The organism is Paenibacillus sp. Dod16, assembly GCF_049893405.1.
Taxonomy (GTDB): Bacteria; Bacillota; Bacilli; order Paenibacillales; family Paenibacillaceae; genus Paenibacillus_AQ.
In genome coordinates, this window is sequence record NZ_JBNDYG010000024.1 from 1 (window position 1) to 13,296 (window position 13,296).

12 protein-coding genes are annotated in these 13,296 nt (G+C 35.8%); 8 read left to right on the forward strand and 4 right to left on the reverse strand.

What is annotated here, in order from left to right; all coding sequences use genetic code 11:
• Positions 1–161: 161 nt before the first annotated feature.
• The 3 genes from ACPV3A_RS17560 to ACPV3A_RS17570 all read left to right on the forward strand — a co-directional run bounded on the left by ACPV3A_RS17560 (position 162) and on the right by ACPV3A_RS17570 (position 2,955).
• Entirely contained in the window at positions 162–1,364 is a 1,203-nt protein-coding gene (locus ACPV3A_RS17560) for a reverse transcriptase/maturase family protein (RefSeq protein WP_156515013.1), read from the forward strand.
• Between the two features lie 15 nt (positions 1,365–1,379).
• Entirely contained in the window at positions 1,380–1,985 is a 606-nt protein-coding gene (locus ACPV3A_RS17565; RefSeq protein ID WP_036638612.1) for an SLATT domain-containing protein, read from the forward strand.
• A 253-nt stretch (positions 1,986–2,238) separates the two neighbouring features.
• The gene (locus ACPV3A_RS17570; RefSeq protein WP_256719866.1) at positions 2,239–2,955 is read left to right on the forward strand and encodes a DNA cytosine methyltransferase; all 717 of its coding nucleotides are present in this window, start codon (positions 2,239–2,241) and stop codon (positions 2,953–2,955) included.
• 110 nt (positions 2,956–3,065) lie between these two features.
• Here the strand turns inward: ACPV3A_RS17570 and ACPV3A_RS17575 are convergent, their stop codons facing one another.
• Positions 3,066–3,575: a helix-turn-helix domain-containing protein gene (locus tag ACPV3A_RS17575; RefSeq protein ID WP_063477385.1), complete on the reverse strand. Its 510-nt coding sequence runs from the start codon at positions 3,573–3,575 to the stop codon at positions 3,066–3,068.
• A 454-nt stretch (positions 3,576–4,029) separates the two neighbouring features.
• Here ACPV3A_RS17575 and ACPV3A_RS17580 point away from each other — a divergent pair, with 454 nt between their 5' ends.
• Positions 4,030–5,058: a DUF262 domain-containing protein gene (locus ACPV3A_RS17580; protein WP_063477384.1), complete on the forward strand. Its 1,029-nt coding sequence runs from the start codon at positions 4,030–4,032 to the stop codon at positions 5,056–5,058.
• 69 nt (positions 5,059–5,127) lie between these two features.
• Positions 5,128–5,571: a hypothetical protein gene (locus tag ACPV3A_RS17585; protein ID WP_063477383.1), complete on the forward strand. Its 444-nt coding sequence runs from the start codon at positions 5,128–5,130 to the stop codon at positions 5,569–5,571.
• A 574-nt stretch (positions 5,572–6,145) separates the two neighbouring features.
• Here the strand turns inward: ACPV3A_RS17585 and ACPV3A_RS17590 are convergent.
• On the reverse strand, positions 6,146–7,021 hold the full coding sequence (locus tag ACPV3A_RS17590; RefSeq protein ID WP_082834221.1) for a hypothetical protein: 876 nt from the start codon (positions 7,019–7,021) through the stop codon (positions 6,146–6,148).
• 149 nt (positions 7,022–7,170) lie between these two features.
• Here ACPV3A_RS17590 and ACPV3A_RS17595 point away from each other — a divergent pair, with 149 nt between their 5' ends.
• The 3 genes from ACPV3A_RS17595 to ACPV3A_RS17605 all read left to right on the forward strand — a co-directional run bounded on the left by ACPV3A_RS17595 (position 7,171) and on the right by ACPV3A_RS17605 (position 11,566).
• A complete protein-coding gene (locus ACPV3A_RS17595; RefSeq protein ID WP_063477381.1) occupies positions 7,171–7,386 on the forward strand; it encodes an alpha/beta-type small acid-soluble spore protein in 216 nt (71 codons plus the stop codon).
• Positions 7,387–7,627: 241 nt separating this feature from the next.
• Positions 7,628–8,467, forward strand: a complete 840-nt coding sequence (locus ACPV3A_RS17600) for a hypothetical protein (RefSeq protein ID WP_063477380.1) — start codon at positions 7,628–7,630, stop codon at positions 8,465–8,467.
• Positions 8,468–8,533: 66 nt separating this feature from the next.
• A complete protein-coding gene (locus ACPV3A_RS17605; protein ID WP_063477379.1) occupies positions 8,534–11,566 on the forward strand; it encodes a DEAD/DEAH box helicase family protein in 3,033 nt (1,010 codons plus the stop codon).
• Positions 11,567–11,665: 99 nt separating this feature from the next.
• Here the strand turns inward: ACPV3A_RS17605 and ACPV3A_RS17610 are convergent, their stop codons facing one another.
• Both ACPV3A_RS17610 and ACPV3A_RS17615 read right to left on the reverse strand, forming a co-directional pair.
• Positions 11,666–12,133, reverse strand: coding sequence for a hypothetical protein (locus tag ACPV3A_RS17610; RefSeq protein WP_063477378.1), 468 nt, complete (start codon positions 12,131–12,133; stop codon positions 11,666–11,668).
• 98 nt (positions 12,134–12,231) lie between these two features.
• Positions 12,232–13,056 carry a hypothetical protein gene (locus ACPV3A_RS17615; RefSeq protein WP_063477377.1) on the reverse strand — a complete coding sequence of 275 codons (825 nt, stop codon included), beginning with the start codon at positions 13,054–13,056 and terminating at the stop codon, positions 12,232–12,234.
• Positions 13,057–13,296: the final 240 nt, after the last annotated feature.

The window sequence follows — 13,296 nt, forward strand, 5'->3', positions numbered from 1 at the left end:
AAGAACAAAATAGCAGTTTAAAAAATAAGAACAAAATAGCAGTTTAAAAAATAGAAACGGCAAAATTCTGCAGGTCTGTCCATTTTTAGAATGGAGCCACCATATAAGCTTGATCCTTATTGGATCCTGTTGTCTTTACGTCAATTTTCGAATTATGCAAAATGCTCAATTATAAAATACATAACGGCACATATAAATTTACTTATTTTAAGGAAAAGCTTCTTTCTAAGGGGAAGGGTAAGCTACCAAGGGTAATTTCTATTCCAACAATTCGGGACAAAATTACACTTAGCGTGCTAAATGAAATACTTACTGAAGTTTTCAAGGATGAAATTGAGGGGAAATTGACTCAAACAATTATCGATGAAATAAAAAATGCAGTAAATTCCGGAGAATACAATTACTTCATTAAAATAGATATTAAGAATTTTTACGGTAATATTAACCATCCAATAATCCTTAAGAAAATCCAAAAGAAGATTAAGGATAAAAGTGTCTTATCTCTGGTTGAAAAAGCTTTGATAAACCCTACAGTTACGGAAGGAAAGAGAAATGTTGAACCGGAAGTGCCTTCAGTTGGGGTTCCGCAAGGTGTTTCAATTTCGAATATCTTAGCTAACATTTATTTATTAGAAGTCGACAAGAGAATCGGCAGTTTTAAAGGTGTTAAGTATTTTCGCTACGTAGATGATATTTTGATCCTTTGTAAAACTAGCAATAAGAAAAGAACCTTTAAGTCTATTGAAAATGAACTATGTAACAAACTAAAACTTGCTATAAATAGTAAGAAGGACGAGGGCCTACTTACAAAAGGTTTTGATTATCTTGGATATGCCTATAAAAAGTTAAATGAATACAAGTATGGTTTTAGCGTTAGACCAAACAATCTCTTGAAGTTAGAAACATCAATAATTGAAATTTTTTCGGAGTATAAAAAAAATAAAAGTAGTGAACAGTTTTTGTGGGATATAAACAATCGGATTACTGGTTTTGTTCTTGAGGATAATAAGTACGGATGGTTGTTTTTTTACTCGCAGATTGACAACGTCGCAATATTGTATCATTTAGATTGGTTTGTAAATAAAATGTGTGGTGTGTACAAAGTTAAGCCAGCTTTACAGAAACAGATAAAAAGATTCGTCAAAGCGTACTTTGAAATTATTATGAAAAGAGGAAAATCAGCTTACATACCAAATTCAAAAGAATTTCCCCTAGATGAGAAAAAAAGAATTCTTCAAACAATATACAACATTAACAGATCAGAACTTGATAAAATGCCTAATAATGATGTAGACAAACTATTCAAAAGAAAAGTGTACATCTCGGTAAAAGAACTTGAGAAAGATGTGCAAAATATTTCGTAGATTGGGATGGAAACAATGGATGATATTTTAGATCAGATAAAGCGTTTTGCTGATGAACGAATCTGGAAAACAAAGAAAACCAGAATGGAGGCTGAGGCTAGATTAAAGTTTAATCACTTGATATCAAATTTATTAATCAATTATTACACTTTTACAGTGTTAACGTTCTCAATTTGGGCATTGTTCTTAGACCCAGAAAGCGAAACAGTTAGGTATGTCACACTTATGACACTTATAACTTCAGTTGGGCTATTTGGAGTTACTCTACTTATCTCAACTTTAGGTTATAGAGAGAGGGCCGTTCAATTTAAGGATTCATATATTAAACTAGATATTTTAGAAAGCGAGTTCAAACATTTAATTCGAACAGCATATAAACTTCAAAAAGAGGAAGTTATTGATCAGTTTCATAAACTTGAGAAAAAATATTTTGATGTATTAACTTTGTCAGATAATCATGACCAGGTTGATATAGAAAAAATGGCCATTGATAGAAAGTTGCCTGGATTTGAAAATATGATTGACAGTTATAGATGGAAAAAATGGCTGAAAAGAGTTGTGATCACCTTGCTGTTTGTTTTTCCGCTAGTCCTCGTATTTATAGTGACAAGAATTCAATAAAAGAAAAGGGATCAAACTGGATATATTCAGCCCCTTATGTATAGATACTAAACCATGAAGTCTCGTACACAAGAATACAATTCGGCATAGCAATAACCAGTTTAACACTAATTTCTTAAAAACTATGGGCGAGTTGAGAAAGTCTCAGTTATAAGCATGGGAATTACGGAATGTCTCAATTGAAATTATAAGAAGTCTTGTTTGTAACTATTAGAACGACAGATTTGATCGATTTCTAGTCTCATTTGTAACCATTACTCACAGAATGAATGGTGAAAGAGGAAAATTGATTTGGAGGTATCTTAACATAATAAGAGCTAAAAAACCTCTGGCATTCATATTTGAAAATGTCATAGGTCTTGCGAAAAAGCATAAAAAAACTCTAGATCGATTAATCACTTACTTTAATAAGATAGGTTATGAAATAACCTTCAAGATACTCAATTCTAATCAATTTAATACCCCTCAAGATAGGAAACGAGTTATTGTTGTAGGGATTCGCAGAGATCTTGGTTTTGAATTTGTATTTCCAAAGGAAGTACCACTTACGAAAACCATTCGAAGTGTAATTGGAGATTTACCAATAGAGAGTGGTTCATTTCCAAACCACATTGTAACTTGGACCAGTCCTTCACCTGAACGTATTCAGGATGTTATTCAAAATCCTCGACCTAACCAATTTCGTGGGATGCGGAGGTTGGACTGGGATGGTTCAGCACCAACGTTGACTGCGCATATTGCCAAAGACGGTCGTGAATTTCTTCATCCTGAACTTGATCGAAGGCTAACCGTTCGAGAGTGTCTACGTATCATGAGTGTTCCGGATGACTACATATTTCCTGACCATATTCCAATATCACATCAATATCGAGCAATTGGAAATGGTGTTGAATACAATATGGGTAAGGCACTTGCGAGTTCACTATTATCCCAATTGAATCAAGTACCTACTCAAATTTGTCTTTTTTGAGCATGAAACAACAAAATAACGGTTATTTTCTAATTATGAACAGCTCTCCATTTGAGGAGAGCTGTTTTTTAGTAAATACAAAAATATGGGGAATTAAAGGACTGACTCCGCTAAGTAGTCTCTTCAGAATCAAATGTTGAATGAGTGGGAAACAGTTGGCCTGGTTTCATTCCAAAAAAGTCTGCTGCAACTTTAGCATTATTTTCATTTGGAATTGCATTTTCAAAAATCCACTTTAATACCGATCTTTCACTAACCCCAACATGTTTGGCAAGATCAGAAGTAGAACAGGATTTCTCCATCATTAAGTTGTATAGTATATGGTTAGTAATTTTCCATTTTTTTAGTTTTCTAATGGGGCGATTGGGGTATTTTTCTTTTTTCTTGATAAAACATTTTTCACACAAACTTTCTTCGAATTGTGGTGCTCGTCCACAATTCAAACAGAGATTGTTGTTCATTCGATAATGGATCCGAAGCTCTTTCCTGAAATCTCTACTTGCTTTACAAAAAACACATAAATACGTAGTAGAATGTAGTTCACACTGAGCGCATTGATCATTTGCTCTTCGTTCTTGACGGAGTTGCTTCATTGATTCAGATGCTTTAGTTCTGTTCATCTTGTAGATCACCAATTTCAAATAGTATAGATTTAGTATACATCAGCACACGCCTAACGATCGATTCTAAAAGGATTTTTTATAAGATCCATGGTTGTCTATCTTTATATGTCACTGAAATGTAAAGGGTCTAACCTATCTCTCACTTTTAATTGATTTCCTAAATCTTTACAACCCATTTATAAAACTCTATAATAAAAATATAATTCTTGTGATGATTCGGGTGGAATCATGCGATACCACTTTTTACTTGTAAACACCATTCCTTGAGACGAAAGCTCCTTTTTTTTAGGTGCCATTCATTACGTCCGTGGATTTGGTGTTTTCTTATTTTTCAAGAGGAATTCTCTAAATCTAAGGAGGTTTTTATATGAATTATTAATAATAGCGAATTAATCTTTCATTATGGTAATAAAATTATCATAGAATAAAAAAACTTTATGAGGTGAAATAAATGCCAAAATCAACAGTTCAATGGACATCCTACATTCTTAACAATATGAGAAACCAGTTCAATTTTGATTTACATTTTCAACGTGCTTATGTTCGAGGAAAGGACAGAGGATGGAAGAGTCTATTAATACATACCTTTCTTATAAATGGCTACGTTCCAAATCTACTTGTTTGGAAAAATGGTGATCATCTAGGAGAGTCCAAACCAGGAAAATTCAAATGGGTATATTACTCAGTTGATTGTAAGCAAAGGGTAACTACCTTGTTCCATTACTTTGATGATCAATTCCGTTTAGCAGAAGATACTCCTCTTGTTGATGGTGAAAATGTAGCTGGGAAACTGTTCAGCGAGCTTAGTGAGGATATGCAGCAAAGATTAAAATCGTATAATTTCGCAGTCACTATTTTTGATGAGGAATATACACTTGAGGATGTTGAGGAGATATTCTACAGAGTAAATCAAACCAAGCCGCTTACTGACTACGAACAGTCTCGTGCACTTCTCGGAGAGACTAATTTGACAATTCTATCTGAAATAACACAATTTGGATTCTTTAACAAGATCAATTTCACTTCAGCCGATTTAATGGGAAAAGTGAATGAAAAAATAGTGTTTCAGATTATGGCTCTAATGACGAATCGAAAAATGTCTTTTAGCGGTAAAGATATCAAATCATTTATCGCTGAAATAGGCAAGAATGTGATACCTGGACATATTATCGAAGAGATCAGAGATAATTGCGAATACTTGGAAGAAGCTATTGAGGATTGGAAAGTGAAACATTGCAAAGATGGGTTAAAGAAGTCTGTGATTCCTTCACTGTTTTTAGCAGTTTCATTTGCACGGACTTCCGGAATGAAGTCGAGTGACTTTGGGGTATGGGCAAAGAGATTCTTAGTTGATGAATATTCAAAGGATTCAGAATTTGGACAGACCATTCAAAGTAAAACGAGCAATCAAGAAGTGATTCAGAAACGTAGTACTTTGATGATGGAAGACTTACGTGAACATTTGGGTGTCGCTATCTGAGTATTGAACGTTTGTCTTTGTATACAGTTTTAAAGATATTAAATTGAGAGATTTTAGTGAGGAATAAATATGAGATCAAGTTATGAAGATACCACTAAAGGTCAAAATGCTTACTTGAATGACATTTTCGTAGTATACAATTTGATGAAAAGGAAGGTTATTAAAATGCCTAATATTGTGGAAATATTGAAAGATAAGTTATCTTTGATTGCTTACAGTTCATCAATCCCTGGGAATCGTCTTAACGGGTTAGAACTTGCTATGCGATGGGTCGAAAAAGCAAAGTGGGCAAGAGAGGCAATTGAAGCCATTGAAAAATCGGATATAGAGACAATCTATCCTATTATTGAACCTTTGAAAAATGACTTACAACAAATTTCGGAATTTCCTTATAAGCAAAAATTAGATGAAAATACACGGTTAAATCATGCTGTTGTTTGCTATAAGCAAATAGAAATTGGGAAAACAGCATATCTAAATTTAATTGATTATTTGGAAACTGCAAAGCCGTAATTCCACTATAAAATCTGAATATCCTAAAAAATTAATGAATGCCTTTAAAAACCATGGGTAACAAAGAGAGCCACCTACGTCATACGTAGGATGGCTCTTTTTAATATCTTGCTTTTGATCGAAAAGGTATTACATTGTTTCTTTTTTTAAACTGATTTTTGAAAGATGGTACATTGGTTTTCATCTTCTTTGGTCTACTCGAATAAACAAGATACAAGAGATGTGGAACAGAGGTTAGGAATCCAACAATGAGAGATACAATTATAGCAAAAACGAGAGCAAATGGAAGGAACCAAAACATGATTACAGAGAACAAGTTTCCATAGTATTTCACTCCAAAAAGCCATGCCTTGTAAATCGATAAGAGAATATAACCCCCGATTAAAAGGTAATAGAGTTCATTATTGTCCCGATAAGCCTGGTAACCGATAAGAATCACACCAAGAATGAAAACAATCATGTTTTTAATTAAAAGCGATTTGTGGTCCAATTGCGGTTCCCCCTTGAACAATTTGTATAATTTCATCTTAGCATGGATGAAAATTATAAAGTCGTCTTCAGAAGAATTATTTAGTTAGAAACTCAAGAAGGAAGGAGTCCGCATAAAACCGTTTCTTGTTAGCCGTACATATTTAACTTTAATTCTCAAGACTGGTGTTGGTAGAAGGTAATAATATGAAGAGTCTTCCTTATTAATATTAGTTCGAGCAATGTTCCAAACTTTTGATCTGATTTGTTGTGAGGTTCCCAATTCTAAGATCCCAGCAGGCTTGTATTCACCTTGCTCAAAACGACTTAGCATGTAACCGAATTTTTTCTTTCTGATCCCTGTTACATAAACTTCTTGCTCTTTGTAATTGAGCCATTTAAGCCATTGTTTAGATCGCTTACCTGTTTGATAGGAACTTTCGACTTCCTTGTAAACACAACCCTCCCAGCCCCGCTCCACAACCTGTTTTGCAAGGTTTTCCCCATGGAGCCCTGACAATGAAGCGACCTTAGAAATTACTCCATCATCAATTAAAACCTCATTTAGTATCTCTTTCCGTTTATAAAGTGGAAGACCTCGAAGATCTTGACCATTGTAATATAAAATGTCCCAGGCAATGAAAGTAGTTGGGGAACGCTCTGCAGCGATTTTTATCTTAAACTCATTACGAAGACGAAATCGATCCATCACGCTATCAAAATCAAAGTCAGACAAGTCAGGGTTAAACGAGGCAACCTCGCCATCCAAAATAATGGAGCGTCCTTTATTGATTTTTTTGCAGATCTCCGGAAACTGGTTTGTCATATCGGTTTGATGCCGGCTCCAGAGCCGAGAGTAATTAGTATCACCTATTAAGAGTCCTCGGACACCATCAATCTTGGGTTCTGCTAGATATTTGGAAGATGTTAATGGGGATGGTGTTTTCTCCAGCAACATCGGAGAGATGAAATTAGGTATCACTTTAATTCCCCCTTATTACGATGATAACACTTAACAACGGATTCTGGTCATGGAAATGAAAGGGGATATTAATCGATCGATCAGTCATTGTATAATTTTTTGTTGTATAGGAAATTTTAAGAAAATACCAAACACAGGAGGAAAATTCCATGGCACGAAATAACAATTTATTAGTACCACAAGCGGAAAGAGCTCTTCAACAGATGAAATTCGAGATCGCCCAAGAATTAGGAATTCAATTACCGGCAGACGGGTACTACGGTAATATGGCGACAAGAGATTTGGGATCCATCGGTGGTACCATAACCAGTAGATTAGTTCAAATGGCTGAGCAAAATTTAAGCAACAATACCATTCGTCATTGAGCCTAAATCCTTCATATTGATGGTTATCTTTAGAAATGTTAGTATAAAGGTATAGACTTATTCAATTGCGCACTCTTGGCCATGCGGCGAAAAGAGTATTAAGGTAAAACAATAACGCTTAACACAGCGGACTGTTTTTTGAACTCGCACTTTGTGCGTTCATTTCGGTTTGTGTGTTGGGCGTTTTTTTGTTGCCCTAAATAGGTCTAATCACAACCCAAATTTCAGGAGGATGATAAGAATGGCTCAAATGGAATTGTTAGAAGTATTGGAAAAGATCAATAGTGTTCAAGTGGAAAATACAAACCGATTGGATCAAGAAGATCGTATCTTTTGCGAGAATCAGGAACGGCACTATCGTCAAGCCTTGGGATGTTTCAACTCGTTTCAAAATCATATGCAAAAGATTCACGATAATGCCTTAGATGATGGCGAGTTGGAGTATTGCTTTATCGAACGATACAGCGACCATAGCTTTGTCAATGGACGGATAGAAGAAATTAAAGAAAGACATGTAAGGAAAATATGTTCGCACTTCATAAAAAAATATAACGTGACATTAGAAGCTGATAGCATATTCGCCAAGTACAAAAATCAGGATATTGATTATATCACCATTGTTGATGAAATCTATATCCAATTAGGAGGCTTCAATTTCAAGGAAAAAGCTGTAAATGAAATTAAAGAGGCCATGATTCATGCCACAGCAGAGCGTGAGGGTTGTAAAGTGAAGATAAAAGGGCATCGATTGTCATTCAATTATTCCTCTCTTATTACTGAAAGTAACATATGGGGAATAACAATGGATCGTCAAAAGGCTTTAATTATATTTAATGCGCTGACTCATTTTGATACGGGCAACACTCACGCGCACTGGATGTTGACCAATTATTACTTCCGAAAGGGAGATGAAGACAACGGAAGTTCTTTATTTGAAAAGCATGAAATTGCTTTTACGAAAGTAAAGGCAATCAAATTGTTTAAGAATTGCCGAGTGGATATTGAATTTAGATCCGGAGAAGCAGCTTTGCAATTCGCTAAAGAGTATTGTGGATACTTTGATTCAATACAAACTACATAGTAAATCGAGGAGGGGTGACAGCTATCTGTTATCCCTTGTTTTTTTAAAACTAAGGAGGGGGATTTCATGAAGTATCCTATTTACGATAACATTGTGCCAGTTTCTAAGCGTGCTGAGATCAATGAGAAGGTGTTCTATTTAGTGGAAAACAATTTATGTGCCCAGTACAATATATCTCCTCACGATGTATACAATACATACACCGGCAGCGGTGGATTGCATGGTTTATCGTTCAGTGAATTTGATAACTTTTACAAATATACTGAAGCAAAAAAAGAACTCGAAATGGGCCAGTTTTTTACACCCCACAACCTGTGTAAGTTTATTGCAGATTGCATAAGGGTCGGGAGTCATGATCTTATAGGAGATCTAACTGCCGGTATGGGTAATTTTTTTAATTTCATGCCATCTGAGACGAACTGTTATGGGAACGAGTTCGATATTAAAGCTTTTAAAGTAATGAAGTATTTATATCCAGCAGCGCAGTTAGCTGCTGATGATATTCGATTTTATAATCCCAATGTGACTTTTGATACGATTTTTGGTAACCCCCCGTACAATTTAAAGTGGAAGATAGGGGCCCATGACTATTCGAGCCAGCTATTTTACTGTTATAAGGCATTCGAGCTCTTAAAGCCAGGAGGCATGTTAGTTTTGGTCGTCCCGCTTAGTTTCATGAGTGATGATTTTAAAGACTCTGGGATAATAGCTGAGATGAACTCCCGCTTTAACTTTGTTTATCAAGCAGCTTTGCCGCCTCAATCCTTTAAGTCCGTTGGTGTAGATTTCTTTCAGACCAAGTTGATGGTGTTCCAAAAAAAGAGTAAGTCGATCCCGGACGGGAAACCCTACTCCACTCAGTACGAAACACTTTCAGCACTTGATGAGATAGAGTCATCACGTATCCATAAGACATACATTAAGCCCATTATCATTCAGAAGGATACGGTAAGGCATAAACTGTTTTTTGAGAATCTTCAGAATAATCATAAGGAGAATGAGTTTCAGCAACAGGTAAGAAAATACTTGTTTGATATTAAACGAAATCCTAAAATCAATGAACAGTATGCCAGATGTAGAAATCTGATTGACCAATACTACAACCAGAAGAAGCCTAAGGAAATGAAAGCTGATGAGTGGGAGAATCTACGTTTAACTAAAACAAAGGTGTTAGGTTCCCTTCGAGAGGTCTTAGTAAAACAACATGAGACTGAAAAGGATATGATCCGGTTAGTTAAAACCAATTACGGTTTGCGCTTAAAAGGTTATTCCAAGAAGACTCGACAGTATTTATCGAGGCTTAACGATTCCTCTAAGACTTTTACCGAAATGATGTTGAAAAATGAATATCCTTTTGAAGATCAAACTTACATCAAACTTGTGGAGAAAAAGAAGCGGGAATTTATGAAGCAATCCCAACCATTTGATGAGATGGAGCAAGATCGCGAAATAGCTGAATTTCTTGATAAATTGATCATTAAAAATGTTGAATGGGATTGGGAGATTCGCCCGAACAAAAAACAAAAGGAAGATACGAACAAAATCCTTCAAAAGCGCTACGGATATCTTCAATGGGGACAGGGTTCAGGAAAGACGATTTCCGGTATCTCGAATTTATTATACAGGGCATCCCAGACACGTATCCGGAACACCTTTGTCGTTGGGCCGGCAATTGCCATCTATAATACGTGGGAGGTTATGCTTAATGAGTGTCAGATTGATTTTATTCGAATCTCCTCTTTGAAAGATATTTCTTATATACGACATGGCCAGGTCGTGCTGGTGACAACTGATATGTTGATGAAATATCAAAGGCATATCAAGCAATACATCCGAATGCAGTCACAGAAAGTGCTTTTGATTTTCGATGAGGCTGATATTATAGCTAACCCATCATCGAAGCGTGCGAAAGCTGTGAAAAACTGTTTCCGGAAAGTGAAGTACAAAACATTACTAAGTGGGACCATGACACGTAATTCGATCGTTGAGGGATTTGGTCAGTTAGAGCTTCTTTATAATAATAGTATTAATATGCTAAGCGAATGTGAGTATATCTTTTCACGTAACAAAAAAGAGGATGATCAAATTGAACATCACTTGAATCCAGGATATATGCAGCCCATTCCAGCATACATGAAGGGCTATAAACTATTTTCAGCATCTCATACTCCAAAGAAGATAACTGTCTTTGGCGTTGGCCAAGATAATCAAGATATTTACAATGCTGAACAGTTGCGAATTTTACTTGATAAAACCGTTATAACCCGGACTTTTGAGGAAGTAGTGGGACGAAAAATTTACGAGATCGTTCAAACCACATGTCAATTTCATGATTCCGAAAGGAAATTGTATCTAAAATGCATCGAAGAGTTTCACCAAATGAGATACCTCTTCGAATGGACAGGAAACAATCGGAAGGACAGTATGTTGCAGATTCTGAACCAATTGACTTTGATGCTTAAAGTCTGCAGTATTCCTCATACATTTAAGGAATATGAGGGAAATGCTCTCCCATCAAAGTTTGATACAGTATTCCAGCTTCTAAAAAAATGGAATAAAGATTATGTGGCTATCGGAGTGAGACATAAAAAAGCAGCATTTGCTTATGAAAAAGCTATCCGAGCTATGTTTCCCCATCGACCTGTATTTGTCATTACTGGTGATAGGGTCAAAGTTAGGAAAAGGAAGGAGATGGTCAAGGAGCTGAGAAATCATCCTAATGCTATTCTAATTTCAACACAACAGAGCTTGAGTAGTAGTATGAATATTGGTTTTATCAATAAAGTCATTATCGCCGAACTTAGCTGGAATGATGCTTCAATGAGTCAGTATTATTTTAGGTTTATTCGATTTGATTCTCAGGAGGATAAAGAAGTACATTTTGTTACTTATGAGAATAGTATTGAAAGCAATCTTCTCGGGTTAATCTTGGCAAAGGAACGCCTTAATTTATTTATGAAAAATCAAGAGAAAGATGATGAAGAACTTTACGATATGTACGGAGTGAATTTTAATCTTCTGGAAATGCTGATGACCAAAGATAAAGATGAATATGGAAATGTACATATTCGATGGGGGCAGCAAGTTTTCGTTTCATAAAGGGCATGTATCTTAATCAAAAGAGAAGAATAAGGCTAATGAAAAAGCGAGCACCATTTTGGTGACTCGCTTTTTTTGTTCCTCATACTCTATGTAAAATCAAGTGGAGACCCGGGAATAATAAAACTCATGTCCTCTTCGTATTTCCAACTCAAATTCTTTGGATTGAGGTAGGAGATTCTCCATTTTTTCATTCAGATCAATTCCATTGCAAAACTCTCTTACCTCGTACAAGTCAATTTGCGTAATCACAAAGGTTGGGTTATCACTAATCAAAAATGTGTTGGTGATTTCCCATTGGTCTAATGGTATGCGTGTATACTTCATGTGCCCCTGGCATTTTTTAGTAACATCCTTTACGTTGAAGAATTTCGTCAGGATACTTATCAGATGTTGCTCATCCATGCAATCCTGTTCTGGTACAAGTTCTTCGAATTTAAAGATAATTGCACCTAGGATATCAATAAACTGCGGAAGGTTAATTTCTGTTTGAACGAATACTGAGTATTTCTCGTGATTTCTACTGTAATAATGTGTTATTTTATATGTATTTTCGGATGTATCCAAAACATTGGCCTCCTTAGCTTTCGTCAGAAACTAATTGGTTAGCTGCGACATGAATGAGATAGCCTCTAATTCGAATAATTACTTCATCGTATATGGGGTTATACAGTCTTACTGTAAGAAATAAAATAGGGAGAGTCTTGTAGCGGACTATAAAACTTAAAAAATGATGATGTATCGCTTGCTTGTACATGATCCAGATCTATTGGTTCAAGGCATAGCAGGTTCTCCATCAGCCATTTTTCTTCCAAGCTTTTTATTTCATAAAAAGATGTAAAGTTGTGGATATTGCGAAGCAGCATCTCCTCATTAGCAAGTTCGGTGAATGAATGATCGATTAAGCATAAACCTACACGATATCGACGCCCCAACATCAGTAGGCTACGGAGTTCTTCATCGGATTTGTAAACTAATGGGGTTTCAATCATTAGAAAGACAGGGATACGTTTTTCATCAGCTGATCGCCTAAATGCACACATACTAAATGCTGAAATAAAATGATCAACTAAACGAAATCGGAAGAATGGGTCTATCGATTTTGATGGATGCACGAGTACAATCCCCCCATTAGTCATGGCATCCGAGATTGAGGCGTAGGCCAAAGGATTAGTTGCTATTTGGGTGGTATATAGTGGAGTAAGATTGTGTATCATTGACTCAGATACTTTGTGCTTTATCAGAATGGCCTCTATAGCCTCCATGAGTTCTAGATCTTCTGATAGTATGAATATACCTACTGGTTCACCAGACACCAACTTTTCTATGTCTTGTTCGATTCGCGGTAAAGCTGCAAAAGTGATTAATTCTTGTTTTGAAGGCCCGATCAGGAGCTCATGTTTGAAGCGATCTTCTTCCAACATTACAGTCTGGGTTTCACTGAATATATCGTGGCCCAAAACCACATCGAATTGTTCTTTTATGACCAATCTAAACACTCCTTTTAAATAAAAAATTCACCGGCCCAAACAAGCCATGATGGCTTAATGGACCGGTGCTTCCGGTTTGTATAATATCAACTTTAGTTCGATCTTATCAGAATATTTCTCAAGATTCAAACGAGCTTCTTGAAGAGGCTCAGCCATGGTATAATAGGCTTTAAATTAAAGAAATCCACATTGAATCGGAAGCACCGAAATAACCCGTGATAGGGTTATTTCGGTGCTTTT